Genomic DNA, 17,410 nt, shown 5'->3' with positions numbered 1-17,410 from the left:
AAGTAGAAGAATAACCTGCACCACAAGGATGTTGTGCTGCTAATCACAAATCAAATTAAAAGCAGAGTAACGGTTGGCTATTTAGTAAAGTCTACTTGCTGAAAAAATATATAGTAAACATTACATATAGTTATCAATAGCTGACAATATATCAAAATATGTTTACATTTGCTGGAACTAATAACACGTACGATTATGATGACAAGCTACCTTTTCCCCCACAGCTACAAGCGTATTGGGTGGATACTGTTTGTACCAACCGCCGTATTCTTTATCCTTTGGCTGACCGGCGTGGTTGGGGATGTTGAATTTCCGCTGCCAAAGGTTTTCCGCTTCTACGGTTTTGCGGGGTCTACAACTGCGTTGCAGACCACCATTTTGCCGGTAGTGCTAATTGCGGCGCTGCTCTTCATTGGCTTCTCCAGGGAGGAGGACGAGGACGAGTATGTGGCCCGGATCAGGATGGAGTCGCTGATTTGGTCGCTCTACGTGAACTACTTCCTGCTGGCGTTGGCTTTCCTGCTGGTTTACGGAACGTCGTTTCTGGGGGTAACCTGGGTGGGCCTTTTTACGCTTCCCCTCTTTTTCGTCTTCCGCCTGCAGTGGAAGCTGTACCTAACCCGTAAGCTGGCCAGGGATGAAAAATAGCATTAAGGTCGAACGGGCCATCAAGAACATCACCCAGGAGCAGCTCGCGCAGCTGGTTCAGGTGAGCCGGCAGACCATCAACGCCATCGAGCTGGGGAAGTACAACCCCTCCACCACGCTGGCGCTAAAGATGTCGCAGGTGTTTGGCAAGGGGGTAAACGAGATCTTCCAGCTCGAGGAGACCGACTGGAAGGCGGAGAAGTAAAAAAGGCGGAGCACTTGCTCCGCCTTTCTTTTTTTCTTCGATGGCTGCTACTCGGCCGTCGCCATGGTGGTGTCGGGCGTTTCGGCGGGCTCGGCGGGCTCTACTGGAACCTCCGAGGTAAGCGCGGTAAGCTCGGCGATGAAGCGCGAACTGCTGAAGTCGGGGTTCTCCACGATCTCCTTTAGCGCGGCCATGCGGGCCTCGTTGCCCATCTTCTTGTTGGCCTTGGCCACGTAGATGGCTACGGCCACGTCCACATCCTCGAAGGTGAGGGCGTCGTACTTCACCCATCCGCCTTTCACCTTCTTGCCGTCCTTGGTCTTGCCGTACACCTCCACGAAGTCGCCCTTCCGCTGCTTCACGGCCACGATGTCGAGCGGGCTGAACGCCTTGCTGGTGATGGTCACCAGGTCGGGGCGGCCGTACACGGGCGCGCTGGCCACGATGGCGGCTGGCTTAGCGGCGGTGATGATGCTCGACTCCTTCACCCAGCCCGACTTGCCGCCCTCGAGCTCCACCTGGTAGTATTTCTTGCTCCCATTCTGGGTTTCGATCTCCTTCTCGTCGGTGCACTTGAGCTTTTCGCCCAGCTGCAGCGAGGCCACGTAGCTGCCCTCCTTGCCGGGGGCATCCTTCAGCGCGGCGCCATCGACGATGCAAACGGCATCCTTGGGGCCGATGCCCAAGCCGCCCGACTTGTCCTGCAGGCTGGTCACCGCAAAGTAGGTGGCTACTCCGGCTATGGCCAGCACGAGGACTACTATGATCCACTTCTTATTTTCCATGATGATTCGTATGGTTTTGCCACAAAAGTAGGAAAAGATTGCGGGATGGCGTTTCGCGGATCCGAATAAAGCGGGCTACCGCTAGCCGAATTTTAGGCGATTACGCGTTCACGGCCTGTGAAAGGAGGGTTAAGCAGGTACTTTCGGGACGTGGAGCGCTGTTGTTCTAGCGATACTCCTACTCCCCGCCTAGGCGAGAGGAAGGTGGAGGCGAAGAAGTCGCTCCGCCCTTGAATAGCAACAGCAGCAACCCAACTGAGGTGCTGCTGTTGGTTTATATTGGGCCTTTTTGAGCGATGCTATATCGATTCTACCCGGATGTCGAGTGCACCTCTAAGGGTGTCCACCCCTTTGGGCGTGCAGCATCCCTTAATGAGGTAGTAGAGCATTTTGTTGAGCTTCTGCTCGTTTATCGGAGGCGGCTGGAGGTGGCGCTGGTCATGGAAGGCTGCTTCCAGCATGGTGATGTACATCTGGCTGGTGGTATCCGTGTCGAGGCTATTCTCGAAAAGGTCGTTGGCTATACCCTTCTTGAAGGTGTGCCTTATCAGATCAATAAACTTGTTGCGATGCTTAAGAAGGATCTGCTGCATTGGTTGGACCAGTGCAAGTTTGGATCGAGAGGTTATGAGCTGGTTACAGTCGAGGATGGTGGTGGCATAGAGGCACCCTATTTGTACAAGCCCCGCAATGGGATTGGTGCTTTCGCGTAGAATCTGCCAGATCTCGAGTTCCTTGCTCTTGAGGTATTCGTCAATAATACACTCTATCAGCTGCTGCTTGCTCTCGAAGTAGTTGTAGAGCGTTTTCTTGGTGACGCCAACAGAAGCCGCAATCTCATCAACCTTTAAGCGGCTGGCTCCCGATCTCAGGAATAGAGGGGTGACCTGGCTGATATAGTAAAGCTTTCTTGATTTCATCTCATCTTTGCTTAAGTTGTGGTAATTACGGTCTGCTTCATTAGCACTTTACATTGCTACAGAAGCCGCATCTTCAATGGCCCGTTCCTCCTTCGGCTTCCTTCCGCGACTTAGGTAGCCTTCAACGCTGTGTCCTTTTAGGCGCTTGCGCATGATGACGATTCGGCGATATCGGGTGGAGCCGAAGCGATGAAGGGCGATGTAAATCAGGATGACGAATCCGGCAATAATGGTGTATCCCATCAGCTGCTTTACGGCAAGCATGATGGCTTGGAGCTGTGCCGACTTGTAGAGCATGAGGCCACCACCACGCAGCTGTCCCATAAAATCGACAGCATCCATGTGCGAGGCCAGGTTGGTAAGGTTCTGAAGCTGCAGCTTGTAGAAAGCCCATGTGAGGATGGAGCCGAATAGCGCTTGCCCCAGAAAGGAGCGAATCATCACCAGAGTGGCCATTGCCGTGAGCATTTGGTTGATGGTTAGCTGCTGCGAGCAGTAGGTAGCCAGCGAGATGTAGAGCACGCAGAGGCCTATCCCCTTAAGGATGGTAGGTAGAATAAAGAAGGCTACCTGCACTTCGGGGGCAATGGTAAAGTATAGGATGATGTGCGCTACCATGTACGATCCGAAGCCAATCATAACGAGCTCCTTTAGGTCTAGGTTGTGCTTTAGCCAAAAGAAGCAGATTATACCTCCAATGATGGCCCCAGGAAACATTGCCAGGTTTAACTGATTAGTCAGAAGGGAGCTGTAGCCCAGCACGCCCATCATGTAGGTGTTCTGCATGCTTCCGCTGCTTACAAATAGCCCCAGCAGCGCGATCATTACTAGCGAATGGATCACGTTTCTTTTGGAGAACCCGTCCATCTCCATAAAAGGCCGCTTGATGGAGCGCTGAATGGCAATAAAAAGCACCAGCATGACAAAGAAGGCAACTGTACCCCACCAGATAAGCTCAGACTGGAACCATCCGTGAAACTTGGCAAAGGTGAGCACGTAATTAAGCACCATCATCATGGTAAAGAAAAGCAGGAGGCTGGTCCAGTGGAACTGGTAAAAAGGTTTCTTCTTCATGCCTCGGCTGTTGTGCATAAACACCAGCGCAAGCAGGGCGCATGCTAGGCAGTAGATAATGGCTACAAGGTAGGTATGCTCCCAAAACATGCGGTAGGCCAACGAACTCATGTAGAATCCTGCGTACTGGCCAACGATTATGGCTATGGGGTAGAAGGTGGGGTAGAAGCGTCTCCTGTCCATAGTTGGCGTTATGATGAAGAAGATGGGTAGGATAAACTCAATGGTGCCGAACATCCTAAAAAAGCCCATCAGCAGCGAGGCAAAGGCTATTACATATACGTTGTCGGTGGTGGAGCTAACGTAGCAGAGCAGGCTCATAATAAGCAGCCCCCCAACCACAATCTCTTTAGATCGGAAGTAGGGCTTGGTGCGAAAAAGCATAGGTATTGCACCTGTCATGCCGATGTACATAGCGTTGCTGGCAAACGAAAAGGCTTCGGAGATTTCCCCCATTCCCGAGCTCATGTCGATGATGTTGGTTGGGAACACGCACGACACGGCCAAGAAGGGGAGGGTGGTAACGATGATGAGGAGCAGCTGCAGGGGCTTGGGCACCCAATCGTGGTAAAGACCTCGCTTGTACATTTGGCTATTTATTAATTCGTATCTCGACGTTCATGCCGGCACGTAGCAGCTCGGTTTCCTCCTTCTTGTTGGCGTTGGTGAGCTCGATACGTACAGGGAAGCGTTGCTGTACCTTTACAAAGTTGCCGGTTGAGTTATCGACCGGAATGGCCGAGAACTTAGAGCCAGTAGCCCCCGAAATGGCGGTAATAACCCCTTCGTACTCCTTGCCGTCGAGGGCATCTACCTTGATGGATACCTTTTTGCCTACGGCGACCGCCTTCATTTGCTTTTCGCGGAAGTTGGCAACTACCCACTTCTCGTTGCTCTTTACGATGGTGAGCAGCTGCTGCCCGGGCTGGATGAGCTGCCCCTCTTGGATCAGTCGGCGGCCGGCGATGCAGCTGTAGGGGGCTACGATCTTGGCGTACGAAACGTTAAGCTTGGCCATGTCCAGCGCGGCTTTTGTTCGCATCACCTCGGCATCGTTTTGCCCGATTCTTTTGCTTACCTCTACTACCGATAGCTGAGCCGATCTTCGTTGGCTTTGTAGCGCCTGATACTGCGCCTTCGAGGCGTCGTACTCGGCCTTTACCTGATCGAACTGCGCCTTGGTTACCGCGTCGTCCTTAAGCAGGTTGGCGTAGCGGGTGTAGGTTTGCTCGGTGTTGGTAAGGCGGGCCTTCGCGGCGGCAATGTTGGCATCGTTTACGTTGAGGTTGTTGCTGGCTGTGTTAACCGACGATTCGGTGAGCTCCCTTGCCGCAAGGGCATTCTTGTAGGCTGCTTCGGCTTGTGCCTGGGCTATCCGAAGCTCCCTGTCGTCGAGTACAGCTATCGTGTCGCCCTTGTTGATCTGCTGGTGCTCCACAAAGCGTATCTCCTTAATGTACCCCTGAACCTTGCTGTTTATGGGGTTGATGTACTCCTCCACCTGGGCGTCGTTGGTGTAGCAGGCTTCGCCGATGTGGAAGTAGGCGCGTATGGCCCAGGTTAGGGCTATGGCGACAACCGCAAGGGCTATCGTATTAATCGTGTAAACTCGGTACTTGCTGAGGCCTGCTTTGGGGGCTTTATTTTTCTTATGCGACATATCTCGTTTTTATTTGATGGGTGTTTGCTATTGGTCCTTCTTTGCTGTTTTGGGCTACAGCTTTCCGGACGCGTTGAGGAGCTTGTAGTAGGTGAATACAATTCCTATTTGGGCGTTGGTTTGCTGCAGCTCGGCATCGAGCTTGGTGTTGGTGGCGTCGAGCATGTCGAGGAGCAGCGCCAGCTGGTTGAGGTACTTTTTCTCCATCGTTTTGTAGTTCTCCTGCGCCAGCTGCATGTTTACGGCGGCCGTTTCCTGCTGCCGTAGCGCGTCCAGGTGCTTGAGGTAGGCGGAGTGTACGGCCAGCTCGGTATTCTGCTGCTGAAGAACCACGTTTTGCTGCGCCTGTATCAGCTGCAGGTTGCTAAGCTTGATGCTGCGCGGCGCATTGTAGAGCGCGGCGATGTTGAACGAAAGCGTAGCGCCCACCTGCCAGCCGTTGGCGTACATGTCAACCGCAGGGGTTCTCGACGTTATGGGGCGCTGCAGGCTGTTGGCGGCGTAAAGGCTAAGGGTGGGCATCCTGTCGGCCTTGGCAATGGCCACGCTTTTTTCCGCTAGCTGAACGCTCTTCTCCGATAGCTTAATGTCGAATCCTCCTGCTGCGGCTTCGCCTTGGTACTTTTCCATATTTTCCAGCTTGGGCCTATTGCTCAGGATGGTGGTGTCGGGAAGGATGACCGCATCGGCCGGAAGCCCCGTGGCCATGGTTAGCTGGCGGTTGAGGATGTCGATGTTGTTCTGCAGCTGCGAGGCGGCTTGGGTTAAGTTCGAGATGAGCAGCTTGGTGCGGATTACATCGTTTTGTGTTACCAACCCCTGCTGGTGCATCTTGTTGATGTTCTTCAGGCGAACCTCCGAGAGCTCGATGTTCTTTTGGTAGATCAGGTGCTGGTTGCGGAGGAGGAACAGCTCCAGGTAGTAGCTTGCCACCAGCAGCTTTATGTCCTGCTTGTTCTTCTCGAGGCTCAGGTCGGCCAGCTGCTGCTGCAGGTCGGCAGCGCCTATGGCATTTCTAACCGCATTGCCCTTAAAGATAAGCTGGCTGGCCTGTAGGGTTAGGCTGTTGCCAAAGTGGGGCATCGCCACGGTTGACTTCTTGGAGAGATCGGTATCGTAGATGGTGGCATCGCCTAGGTAGAAGGCGCTGGCCGATGCCGTGAGGCTGGGGAGCTGCTGCGTCTTGGCCACCTGCACCCGCTGCTGGCTTACCTCTACCGAGGCAGCCGAAACCTTTAATGCCTGGTTGTTGCTAATGGCCAATCCCACCAGCTCGTCGATGGAGTAGGTACGCTGCTGGGGCGTTTGGCCCCATGTTCCTACTGCTGCTGTGCTTATGAGCGCAGCAAGGCACATTGTTCGTATGTTCATTTGCGTTTTCTTGTCTATCACCTTCAGTTTTGTGATGTTTGAGGCGGCAAAGGTTGAACAAAGGCAGGGGGCGAAGAATGGGCAAGCTTCGGGGAATGATGTTCGAAACTCGGATTAACCTTTTTTTAAAGCGCTAGGAATGAAATGGGGAGTGGTACCGCTGGAGCGCTACATCTTCTCGCGGAAGGCCGATGGCGAGAGGCTGGTTCGCCGCTTGAAGAACTTGCTGAAGGCGTACTGGTCGCTGAAGTTGAGCTCGCGGGCAATCTGGTTGATGGTTCGCTCGGGTGTCGACAGCAGCACCTTGGCCTCGTTGGTTATGGCCTGGTTCATGATTTCTCCCGCCGTGACCCCTGTTGCTTGCTTGATGGTCTCGGAGAGGTGCTTGGGCGAGATGCCCAGCTTCTGCGCGTAAAAGCCGAGGCTGCGCTCCTTTCGGAAGTTGGCGGTAACCAGCTGGATGTACTCTTTCGTAATCTTATCGGCCCGGTTGAGCTCGGTGAAGGTGATCTGGTTGTACTGGATGGTGATATCTGCCAAAATGTAAATGGCCGACAAAAAAAGATGGTGGACAATTTCCTTTCTTGTTCTATCCTTATTGGGTAGGAAGAGCCTTCCCCGGAGCAGCTCCAGCACCTCCCATAGCTCCTGAAACTCTGCTTCGGTAAGCTGGTAGTGGTTCTGGGGGGAGGTGGTGAAGAAAGTTCGGACATCGTACCTACGAATCTTGATGGCCGCGATAGATTCGAATCCCGAGTTGATGGCTAAAATGCGCAGCTCGATGTTGGGGTCGGCCTCGATGAACTCGAAGATGCTATTCGATTGTATGATAAGAACCGTGTTCGGCAGCAGCGTGCAGGCTTTCAGGTTGTAGCGCACCTTTATCCAACCTTTTCGTACGAATAGTATGGCGTTTTGTACTGGTCGGTGGGGCCTGCCCACCACGATATGCTGGACTATTACCTCCTCGGTGTAGATCTCCAGGTTATTCTTGAGCTGCCAAGTCATGGGTGTCGTTGGTTACATTGTATGTTCGATGGTTCCGCTGAGCGGCCATCCTCGCTCCAAGCGCGAATTGCAAGCAAGATTGCAAAAAGATGCGCAACAAGCAACAGCCGAATCCAGAATGTGCAGGGCAATAAGCCCCCATTTCGCCACGCGCAGTACGGATTCCTGCCTCCGAGTCGCCTTTTTTGCCTCTGCAATTCTGCACGGAGCCTCCGAGTCGCCTTTTTTGCCTTTACAATTCTGCACGGAGCTTCCGAGGCACCTTTTTTGCCTTTACAAAGTTGCACGGAGCTTCCGAGGCAGCTTTTTTGCCTTTACAAAGCTGCATGGGGCTTCCACGGTAGCTTTTTTGCCTTTACAATTCTGCATGGAGCTTCCGAGTCGCCTTTTTCGCCTTTACAAAGTTGCATGGTACTTCCACGGTAGCTTTTTTGCCTTTACAATTCTGCACGGAGCTTCCGAGTCACCTTTTTTGCCTTTTACAATTCTGCATGGGGCTTCCAAGCCTTTCCCTGCCTTGCTTCGCTGCGGGATGCATCGGTGGTAAATGATTTTTAAGAGTTGTGGACGTTTATTTGCTATAAATAATTTAGCTGTAAGATGGCTGTACGTAGCTGTAGTGGCTATCGGACGGTTGACGCTGGTTGAGGAGCTTTCGCTTTCTACTGCTGATCTTTACTGGCCTGTTCAAAAAAAATGGGGGATGCTGAATCACCGAACGATTATTCTGCTATTTTTACGACGAAAGTATTTATTAACAGTATTGAGTATGAAAACAGTTAATCTTTTTGCCTCGCCGAGCCACGCGCTCACCAATGTTCAGTTCTCGCAGTTTGTGGCCGACCATCTGCAGCATCTTGGCCTTATAAAGAAGGAGGAGATGACCGATGAAGAGATCGTAAAGCTGGTTGCCACCCTTACCGCCCTCCTGGGCAGCTACGACAAGGTGCTGGTGAAGATCACCAAGAGCGCCATCAGCGAAGGTGTTCGGAAGCTCGATACCAACCGTGATATCAGCCATAAGGCGCTGAAGTCTGCCCTAAAAACCGAGTCGCTCTCTACCGATTTGGAGGTGGTTGGTGCCGTTCATACCATCGAAACGTTTCTCAACCCTTACGGTAATGTGCCAAGGCTATCGCTCGAGGCCGAAACCCGGGCCATCGACGCCATTGTGGCCGAGCTCGAAGGAACCAAGTACCGTCCAATGGTCGAAAAGGTGGGCATCACCGCCAAGGTTACCCGCCTGAAGGCCGATAACGAGCTCTTTAAGGCCAAGTACAACACCCGTACCTCGGAGTACATGGCGCAGGAGACCGCCGACAACATCGAGCTCCGCAAGCAGGTAACCGAGGTGTACACCACCCTGTGCGACTACGCCGCGATGATGGCCCGCCTCGAGCGCGGCCCCCTTTACGACAAGGTGGTAACCATCGCCAACACCATCCGCACCAAGTACGCCGCCCAGGATAACCGCTCGGCCGAGCGCAAGAAGAAGGACCCCAAGAAGGACGATAAGACCACGAAGGACGATAAGTCATCGGATAAGAAGGACGAAACGAAGAAGTAGCGCACCGCTTCGGGTAAGCTATAGGGCAGCACCTCGGTTGGGGTGCTGCTTTCTTAAAGGCATAGAAAATGCAGCGAAAATAAACACAACCAACGCTTTTTTGTTGTAGATTTGGCAGCCAATTTTATCCCTTCAACCTTTAGTTCATGTCAAAAATAGATACAAAGAAAGACTGTTTTGAGTATTCAATAGATAGGTTTATTGATTGGTATATAGAAGTTAATCCATCAAATACCGAAGGGTGGAAGTCTGATTTTACTAAATTGAAGCTTGTTAAACTGAATTTTTTCTTGTCAGCAGTTAATGCTAACGAGGGGAGTGAGGGGCTATTGGATATTTTTGACAATTACTGTGCTATGCCTTATGGCCATGTTGAAAGTGATGTGTATAGTAATATTCCATTTCTAAATAAGTATAGAGTGGAGAATACAGGAACTGATATTATTCAGACTACTTATGATTTTACGTGTTCAAAAAGAGACCAAGAAAGGATTGATAGTGCAATTGAATCTTTAAAAGAAGAGAATAAGAATTTGATAAACTACGGTGCATTTAAGTTGGTGGAACTTAGCCATCAATGGTATTCTTGGATTAATATGTACAATCTTGCGAAGATGAGAAATAAAAATAGTATAGCTATACCCAAAAGTTTAATCCAGAACGAGTCAAAATTATTTCAACTAGAATATGCCTCTCTTTAGTGATATTGAAAATTGTATAAGTGAGTTTGTCGATTTAGATTGGTTTTTGGCTGAAGGAAATGACGATAAACAATTACAACGCGTATTATTCCTAGATGTAAATTCTAAGAAATTATTTAATGGAATTGTAAAGATTGTAATATCAGGTGATTATTTTTGTATCGATAATATTAATACGCGACTTGACAATGTAATTAATAGACTTGGTAATAATTTTAAAATAGAAGCAAAAGTTGATGAAAATGATTATATTGATATCTATAATATTGCACAAACATATAGTAATTGGCTGCTAAACTTTAGAGCTTTTTATGCAAAAATAAACAATCAACTTACAGATCCTACCTGTGATTGGTCTATTGATTTATATATACAAGTTGATAATGAAAATAGTATAATACCAACAATTAGTAGATATACATTATTTTTGAATTATATTATTAAACTGTTTAATCTTGATTTTTTTCTTTCTGACAATGTAGATCAAATTGGTGAATTATTAGAGATTAGAGATAGATTAAAAGACCCTAGTTTCAACGTGAGGTTGAGTACAGTTGAGTTACGGCCGATCTTAATTGAAAAGTGTAATCTATTGTTATTAAAGATTGAAAGATCAAAATTGAAGAAGTATAAGTATTTGCTAAATGGTATTGAAGATAGTCAGCATAAGGAAGGTAAATATTTTAGTAAATATAGGATTGACTTACGGGATAGAGAGAATGTCGAATCATTAAATTCTAGAACGTCATTAACAGATGATGATGCTTGGCAGTTAATGGATTATTATGTTAGTATGAAATTTGTTAAGGATGAGTCATCATCAGTACAAGATGGGGATTTACTCCTTCAACGATATGCGGATTCATTTAAACCAGATAATATTTTTGACAGATGGGCATATAATGTGTCATATGTTTATTTGTATAATAATATATTGTCTTTGAAACTTAAAGATAGAGTTGTAACATTTGAAGAGTTACTTGAAATTTACCGGAATACTCTAGCATTGCAATCAAAAAAATCGATTAAAAATTACTTCCCATTTCTAAAGATATCTGAATGCATAAATCGTATTGTTAGAAATAAGATAAGTTCATTGAATGAGGTAGAGTTAAGACGTTACTTGTCGTTATTAAATAAATCAAATGAACGACTTGTAGAAAATTTTGAATGGAGTAAAAATCATCTTAAACGATCGTTTCAACCTTTCTTCTCTGAGTGTCGTGTTAATTTTGGGGATATAAGTATTTTTACGGCATCTGCTTATATTGTACCTATAGACTATACTTTTGTTGAGGAACAGTTTCGCAAGGTGAAAGAAGATAGTGCGTTGTCTCGTGGGTTTGTTGATACATTAAGGCTAAATAGTCGGTTAATTGAAAACACGGCAGACAAAAAGATTGAGAAGTTGCAAGTGGAAAATAGAGAATTACTAAAGAAAAATGTCGAAGTGCTTTCTATTTTTGCTGCAATTGTCCTTTTTGTTGTAGGTAATATTCAACTTTTTATTCAATTAACTACATTGAAATCTGCATTAATGTTTATGCTTGTATTTGCATATGCAATTTCAATGTTTGTTCTGCTTATACGGTTAACTACCCGGAATTATCATGATATAAGAAAAGGCATTGGGTGGAAAAAAGTTTTAAATTTTAATTTGTTTGAAACAATTCATCTGGTATTAATGACTATTGCTACAGTATCAATTCTTCTTATCCTTTTCTTTTCAAAAGATATCGTTTTAGCGAATAAAGATAATTCAAAAGAAAAGGATGGTAAAGTAATGGTTGATATTAGAAATCATGCAGAACCGATGATTCAAAACCATGCAAATTCAGTTCAAAAGCGTTAGACGTACATGCGCATCTTATTTAAATCAACGAAAAAAGAATTTTTGCTAACTGGATCCATTTAAAAAACGCCATGGCTTCTTAATGTCTCCGAGCCCATGCGTCTACCTCCCCCTACATCGGGTCTACATCCACGCTCACCATCATTCCCCTGTACTTGGGCTGGCCCTGCACCTCGTAGATGCTGTCCCACAGCAGCTCCTTCACCTTGGTAACGGGCTTGGTGCGCTCCATCTTCAGGACGAAGCCCATCAGGTAGCGGTTCTGGATGCGGTTGATGGCGGGCTCCTCGGGGCCCAGAATCCTATCGCCGAAGATGGCGCGGAGGCGGTAGCCCAGCACCTCGGCAATCTCCTGCAGCAGCTTGCGGTCTACGTGCTTTAGGGTGATCTTGGTTAGCCGGTAGAAGGGCGGATAGAGGAACTGGTGGCGCTCCACCAGCTGCCACTCGTACAGGCTGTGGTAGTCGTTCTGCTGCACCATGCGCAGCACGTCGCTGTCGGGCTGCGAGGTTTGCACGATCACCGAGCCCTTCTTATCCTTACGTCCTGCCCGGCCGCTTACCTGCGAGATGAGCTGGTAGCTGCGCTCGTAGGCCCTGAAGTCGGGGAAGCGGAGCATGGTATCGGCATCCAAAACCCCCACCAGCGACACGTTGTCGAAGTCGAGCCCCTTGGTTACCATCTGCGTTCCTACCAGGATATCGATGCGCCGCTCCTCGAAGTCGCCGATGATGCGCTCGTACGAGCTGCGGCTGCGTGCGGTGTCGAGGTCAAGGCGCTCGATGGAGGCCTCGGGGAAGAAGATCTGCAGCTCCTCCTCAATCTTTTCGGTGCCGAAGCCCTTGGTGGTCATCGATGGCGATCCGCAGGCCAGGCAGGTGGTGGGCATGCTCATGGAGTAGCCGCAGTAGTGGCACACCAGCTGGTTGCTGCGCTTGTGGTAGGTCAGGCTCACGTTGCAGTGCTCGCACTGGGGCACCCAGCCGCACTCCTCGCACTCCAGGAACGGCGCAAAGCCGCGGCGATTCTGGAAGAGGATTACCTGCTCGCTCCGCTTCAGCGCGGCGCCAACGGCATCGAGCAGGTTCGAGGTGAAGTGCGAGTGCAGCTGCTTCTGCTTGCGGGCGCGGCGCACATCCACGATGGAGATTTCGGGCATGGCCGCATCGTTGTAGCGGCTGGCCAGCTCCACCAGCCCGTACTTGCCCGTTTTGGCGTTAAAGTAGGTTTCGATGGCGGGCGTGGCCGTTCCCATCAGCACCTTGGCGCCGTGGTGGGCCGCCATCACCACCGCTACGTCGCGGGCGTTGTAGCGGGGCGCAGGGTCGTACTGCTTGTAGGTGTTCTCGTGCTCCTCGTCGACAATTATCAACCCCAAATTTTTAAAGGGTAAGAAGATGGACGAGCGCACGCCAAGGATTATCTGGTACTGGTTTTCGTTGGTGTCGTCGAGCAGGTTGAGGTAGGTCTCCACGCGGTGCTCGTTGCTGAACTTGGAGTGGAAGATGCCGATCTTCGACCCGAAGACGCGCTTCAGGCGGTTGATGATCTGCGCCGTGAGGGCGATCTCGGGCAGGAGGTAGAGCACCTGCTTGCCCTCGGCAATCATTTTATTGATAAGATGGATGTACACCTCCGTTTTGCCCGATCCAGTAACGCCGTGCAGCAGCACCACATCCTTCGTCTCAAACTCGCTGATGATGGTGTCCATTGCCGCCTGTTGCCCTTCGGATAGCGGGTTGATGGCCTTCGAGGGATCGTCGTCGAAGCCGAGACGCGTAACCTCGCGCTCGTACACATCCAGAATACACTTCTCCTTAAGCCCCTTGATGGCCTGTGCGCTCACCTCCGCCTTGTCGATGATGAGCTTGCGCTCCACCTCCTTGGGCTTGGCAAAGTCGATGGGCGAGGCCATCGAGATGTAGGCGAGGAAGGCCTTCTGCTGAACCGCCGCCCGGTCGAGCTTCATGAAGGCGGTGTTCACATCATCCTCCGAAATGATGGAGGGGTGCAGCCGCACGTAGTACTCGCGCTTGGGCTTGAATCCTCCGCTTAGCACCTCGTCGAGCACCACCAGCTTATCGTCTAAAAGCGTGCGGATGGTGGGCAGGATGCGCGAGGCAGGGAGTATCTCCGACAGGTCGGCCAGCGTGGTGCTCTTGCGGGCGGAGACGAATCCGAGTACCGACTTTTCCATCTCGCCGAGCGTCTCCACCTCCAACTCCTCGTTGGAGGTTAGGGTGATCTTGGTCTCGCTCTCCAGCTTTAACCCGGCAGGGAGAGCCGCCTTCATCACCTCGCCAAGCGTACACATGTAGTAGGTGGATATCCATGTCCACAGCTCCATCTGCTGTGGCAGGATGATGGGGAACTTGTCGAGCACCATCAGGATATCCTTGGTGTCGTAGCCCTCGGGCTTATTCGAATGGAGTCGTTGGATGATGGCCGAGTAGATCTTCTTCTTGCCTAGCTGCACGCCTATGCGGGCGCCAACGGCTACCTCGTCGGCCAGCTCAACTGGAACGGAGTAGGTGAGCAGCCTAGGCAGCGCTAGCGGTAGTACGACATCGGCAAAAAGTTGACCTTCCATGGCGGTACGTTGGTTTGTGTAGCAAAGTTAACCTTTTCGTGAGAAGTTGGGAGGGCGCTGCGGCCTTCGCAACGGGTGGAGGCTGAAAATGGGTGGGTGATATTGCTTGCCAGTGGCGAGAAATGTATGTTAGGTTCGGGTATAAAAAAAGCCAGGATCATCCCGGCTCTTATTTTTTGGTAGCTGCAAGCGCTAGATCGAAAGAATTTCGGATAGCTTAAGCAGGTCGAGGTTAACGTTCTTCTTGTTCTTGATCGCCTGGTTGAATGGTACGTGCGAAATCTTGCTGTTTTGGATACCAACCATAATCGACTTTTGATCGTCGAGTAGCGCAACAACGGCTGCTTCGCCAAGCTGGCTGGCGAGTACGCGGTCGAATGCCGATGGAGCACCGCCACGCTGCATGTGACCAAGTACAGAAACGCGGATATCAAGTTCAGGGTAGTCCTCGTTAACGCGCTCGGCTAGCTTAAATACGCCGCCTTCCTTCATTCCCTCGGCACCTTCGGCAACGATAACGATGGAGCTGCTCTTGTGCCCTTTGGTTTTATCGTTGAGGAATTGCTTTAGCTTGTCGTATGGGGTGTGAACCTCTGGAATTAGGATTGCTTCTGCTCCCGAACCAATTCCGCTGCGAAGTGCAAGGAATCCTGCATCGCGACCCATTACTTCAACAAAGAAAACGCGCTTGTGTGAGGTTGCGGTATCGCGGATTTTGTCAATTGCGCTAACAACGGTGTTGAGCGCAGTGTCGTATCCAATAGTAGAATCGGTTCCGAATAGGTCGTTGTCGATGGTTCCGGGGATACCTACGGTTGGAATGTCAAATTCTTCGGAGAAAAGCTTTGCTCCCGAGAAGCTACCGTCGCCACCGATAACGACAAGTGCGTCGATGCCTAGTGCTTTTGCATTTTCGTAAGCTTTTGCTCTACCTTCCTTGGTGCGAAACTCCTCACAACGGGCAGTTTTAAGGATGGTACCACCCTTAGCGATGATATCACTAACATCCCGAGACTGCATAGGACGGAAGTTGTTGTCGATCATGCCGGCGTAGCCTTCCATTACTCCAACAACCTCAATACCGTGATAAATGGCAGTACGAACTACCGCACGGATAGCCACGTTCATCCCTGGGGCATCGCCTCCAGAGGTAAGAACTGCAAGTTTTTTGATCTTTGCCATATCGATAAATTATGCTCTTATGTTCTCTCTTATGTGTTGGGCAACCCTTTCCATCAGCCAGCGGGGGGTAGATGTTGCTCCGCATACGCCCACGCTATTGGCGTTCTCGAACCAGGTTGCGTCGATTTCGCTCTCATCTTCCACCATGAAGGTACGCTTATTTTGCGACATACAGGTTTCGAATAGCACCTTTCCGTTAGAACTCTTCTTTCCACTAACAAAGATGATTACATCGTTGCTCTTCGAGAATTCCATCAGCTGTGGCTGACGGTTGGCTACCTGTCGGCAAATGGTGTCGTAGGCTTTGAATGGTTCGACGCCTTCAACCTTTGCGGTGCAGCGCTTTTCGATCTCGGCTTTCAGCGCCTTAAAGCCTTCGATGCTTTTGGTGGTTTGCGAGTATAGGCGAATTGGGCGCGTGAAGTCGATTGCATCGAGGTCGTTCAGCCCTTCCACCACGATTGCGGTGCTGTTGGTTTGACCAACCAGCCCGTTAACCTCGGCGTGCCCCTTCTTTCCAAAGATCACAATCTGACCATTGGCAGGTAGCAGCTCGTTGTAGCTGCGCTTGATTCGCTCCTGAAGCTTAAGCACCACCGGACACGAGGCGTCTATCACCTGCAGCCCGTTTGCCTTGGCTATTTCGTAGGTTGATGGTGGCTCGCCGTGGGCGCGAAACAGCACCTTACGGTTGCTCAAGACCTTTAGCTCGTCGTGGTTGATGGTGGTTAGCCCCTTTGTGGTAAGGCGATTTACCTCCACGTCGTTGTGGACTATTTCGCCAAGGCACAAGAGTTGGTCTTCGGTGTCGAGAATCTCTTCGGCTTTACCAATTGCGTTGGTTACCCCGAAGCAAAACCCCGACTTTTCATCTACCGTTACCACCATGGAGTGCTATTTTTTAGTTGCTCACTATTCTGTTTAAGTGCTCCTCGACCCATACCATCTGCTCCTCTACGGTCATGTGGCTGTTGTCGAGTATATGGGCGTCGTTGGCTCTTCTAAGGGGGCTTACCTCGCGGTTTTCGTCGATGTAGTCGCGCTTGCGGATGTTCTCCTCCACCTCGTTAATGTCAACCTCTTCGCCTTTTGCCTTCAGCTCGTCGTAACGGCGTTGGGCGCGTATGGCAGGATCAGCTGTCATGAAGATTTTGAACTCGGCATCGGGGAAAACTACGGTTCCAATGTCGCGTCCATCCATAACAATACCCTTTTCCTTGCCCATCTGCTGCTGCAGAAGAACCATCTGCTCGCGAACCTCGCCGATTTCGGCTACGTGGCTCACCTTATCGGCTACGGCAATGGTGCGAATCTCGTCTTCAACGCATACTCCGTTGAGAAACGTCTCGTTTCGCTGCTTTTCGCCGTTAAAGCGGAAGGTAATGTTGATGAGCGGTAGGGCTGCTATGAGCTTCTGCGCGTTTAGAACGCCGTTGGCATCGAACATGCCGTTCTGTAGTCCATATAATGTAGTTGCCCTATACATTGCACCGCTATCGATGTAGGCGTAGCCTAGCCTTTTGGCAATTGCCTTTGCAAACGTGCTCTTTCCGCACGATGAGTAACCGTCGACAGCGATTACAACCTTTCTATTGCTCATTTACCCTAAGATTTCAATCAGCAAAATTAGAAATAAAAAGGGGAATCCCGACTTTGTAGGCTTAACGTGTGTCAAAGATAGATGTGAGACACAGGTATCAAGAGGTAAGATTTTGGGTGTAGAGCGTCGTAAGGTTCTGCCTGGGGGGTAAACAGGGAATTTCAGAAGGAAACGGAGCGCTTAAGAGCGTCGTTGGTGCTGAATGGCGATGCCTCTTTCATTTAAACTTCGTCCAATGCTTGCTTCT

15 protein-coding genes are annotated in these 17,410 nt (G+C 50.1%); 5 read left to right on the top strand and 10 right to left on the bottom strand.

What is annotated here, in order from left to right:
- The first annotated feature begins 195 nt into the window (after window positions 1-195).
- Both ACHZA1_RS07190 and ACHZA1_RS07185 read left to right on the top strand, forming a co-directional pair.
- On the top strand, window positions 196-648 hold the full coding sequence (locus ACHZA1_RS07190) for a hypothetical protein (RefSeq protein WP_320054559.1): 453 nt from the start codon (window positions 196-198) through the stop codon (window positions 646-648).
- Window positions 638-853 (top strand): helix-turn-helix transcriptional regulator, encoded by a 216-nt coding sequence (locus tag ACHZA1_RS07185; RefSeq protein WP_320054557.1) that lies wholly within the window; start codon window positions 638-640, stop codon window positions 851-853. Before ACHZA1_RS07190 ends, ACHZA1_RS07185 begins: the two co-directional genes overlap by 11 nt.
- A 47-nt stretch (window positions 854-900) precedes the next feature.
- On the opposite strand, the gene ACHZA1_RS07180 is transcribed toward ACHZA1_RS07185, so the two are convergent.
- The 6 genes from ACHZA1_RS07180 to ACHZA1_RS07155 all read right to left on the bottom strand — a co-directional run bounded on the left by ACHZA1_RS07180 (window position 901) and on the right by ACHZA1_RS07155 (window position 7,671).
- Window positions 901-1,638, bottom strand: coding sequence for a hypothetical protein (locus ACHZA1_RS07180; RefSeq protein WP_320054556.1), 738 nt, complete (start codon window positions 1,636-1,638; stop codon window positions 901-903).
- A gap of 299 nt (window positions 1,639-1,937) precedes the next feature.
- Window positions 1,938-2,558, bottom strand: coding sequence for a TetR/AcrR family transcriptional regulator (locus ACHZA1_RS07175; protein ID WP_320054555.1), 621 nt, complete (start codon window positions 2,556-2,558; stop codon window positions 1,938-1,940).
- Window positions 2,559-2,606: 48 nt separating this feature from the next.
- Window positions 2,607-4,220 carry a hypothetical protein gene (locus ACHZA1_RS07170; RefSeq protein ID WP_320054554.1) on the bottom strand — a complete coding sequence of 538 codons (1,614 nt, stop codon included), beginning with the start codon at window positions 4,218-4,220 and terminating at the stop codon, window positions 2,607-2,609.
- A 4-nt stretch (window positions 4,221-4,224) separates the two neighbouring features.
- A complete protein-coding gene (locus tag ACHZA1_RS07165) occupies window positions 4,225-5,292 on the bottom strand; it encodes an HlyD family secretion protein (RefSeq protein WP_320054553.1) in 1,068 nt (355 codons plus the stop codon).
- A gap of 54 nt (window positions 5,293-5,346) precedes the next feature.
- A complete protein-coding gene (locus ACHZA1_RS07160; protein WP_320054552.1) occupies window positions 5,347-6,663 on the bottom strand; it encodes a TolC family protein in 1,317 nt (438 codons plus the stop codon).
- A 168-nt stretch (window positions 6,664-6,831) separates the two neighbouring features.
- On the bottom strand, window positions 6,832-7,671 hold the full coding sequence (locus tag ACHZA1_RS07155; protein WP_320054551.1) for an AraC family transcriptional regulator: 840 nt from the start codon (window positions 7,669-7,671) through the stop codon (window positions 6,832-6,834).
- Between the two features lie 769 nt (window positions 7,672-8,440).
- On the opposite strand from ACHZA1_RS07155, the gene ACHZA1_RS07150 reads away from it, so the two are divergent.
- The 3 genes from ACHZA1_RS07150 (at window position 8,441) to ACHZA1_RS07140 (ending at window position 11,791) form a co-directional block, all read left to right on the top strand.
- Entirely contained in the window at window positions 8,441-9,238 is a 798-nt protein-coding gene (locus ACHZA1_RS07150; protein WP_320054550.1) for a DUF6261 family protein, read from the top strand.
- 146 nt (window positions 9,239-9,384) lie between these two features.
- Entirely contained in the window at window positions 9,385-9,939 is a 555-nt protein-coding gene (locus tag ACHZA1_RS07145) for a type II toxin-antitoxin system antitoxin SocA domain-containing protein (RefSeq protein ID WP_320054549.1), read from the top strand.
- Entirely contained in the window at window positions 9,926-11,791 is a 1,866-nt protein-coding gene (locus ACHZA1_RS07140; RefSeq protein ID WP_320054548.1) for a hypothetical protein, read from the top strand. Before ACHZA1_RS07145 ends, ACHZA1_RS07140 begins: the two co-directional genes overlap by 14 nt.
- 112 nt (window positions 11,792-11,903) lie before the next feature.
- Here ACHZA1_RS07140 and priA read toward each other — a convergent pair whose 3' ends face one another.
- From priA to cmk, 4 genes are all read right to left on the bottom strand, one after another.
- Window positions 11,904-14,381 (bottom strand): primosomal protein N', encoded by a 2,478-nt coding sequence (gene priA / locus ACHZA1_RS07135; protein ID WP_320054547.1) that lies wholly within the window; start codon window positions 14,379-14,381, stop codon window positions 11,904-11,906.
- A gap of 192 nt (window positions 14,382-14,573) precedes the next feature.
- Complete coding sequence (pfkA, locus tag ACHZA1_RS07130) at window positions 14,574-15,563, bottom strand: 6-phosphofructokinase (protein WP_320054546.1); 990 nt, start codon at window positions 15,561-15,563, stop codon at window positions 14,574-14,576.
- A gap of 9 nt (window positions 15,564-15,572) precedes the next feature.
- Window positions 15,573-16,451: a 4-hydroxy-3-methylbut-2-enyl diphosphate reductase gene (locus ACHZA1_RS07125; protein ID WP_320054545.1), complete on the bottom strand. Its 879-nt coding sequence runs from the start codon at window positions 16,449-16,451 to the stop codon at window positions 15,573-15,575.
- A gap of 13 nt (window positions 16,452-16,464) precedes the next feature.
- Window positions 16,465-17,163 carry a (d)CMP kinase gene (gene cmk / locus ACHZA1_RS07120; RefSeq protein ID WP_320054544.1) on the bottom strand — a complete coding sequence of 233 codons (699 nt, stop codon included), beginning with the start codon at window positions 17,161-17,163 and terminating at the stop codon, window positions 16,465-16,467.
- Between the last annotated feature and the right edge of the window lie 247 nt (window positions 17,164-17,410).

It is taken from the genome of uncultured Acetobacteroides sp. (genome assembly GCF_963667355.2).
In the GTDB taxonomy this organism is placed as follows: Bacteria; Bacteroidota; Bacteroidia; order Bacteroidales; family ZOR0009; genus Acetobacteroides.
This window is presented reverse-complemented; position numbering and strand designations above follow the sequence as displayed.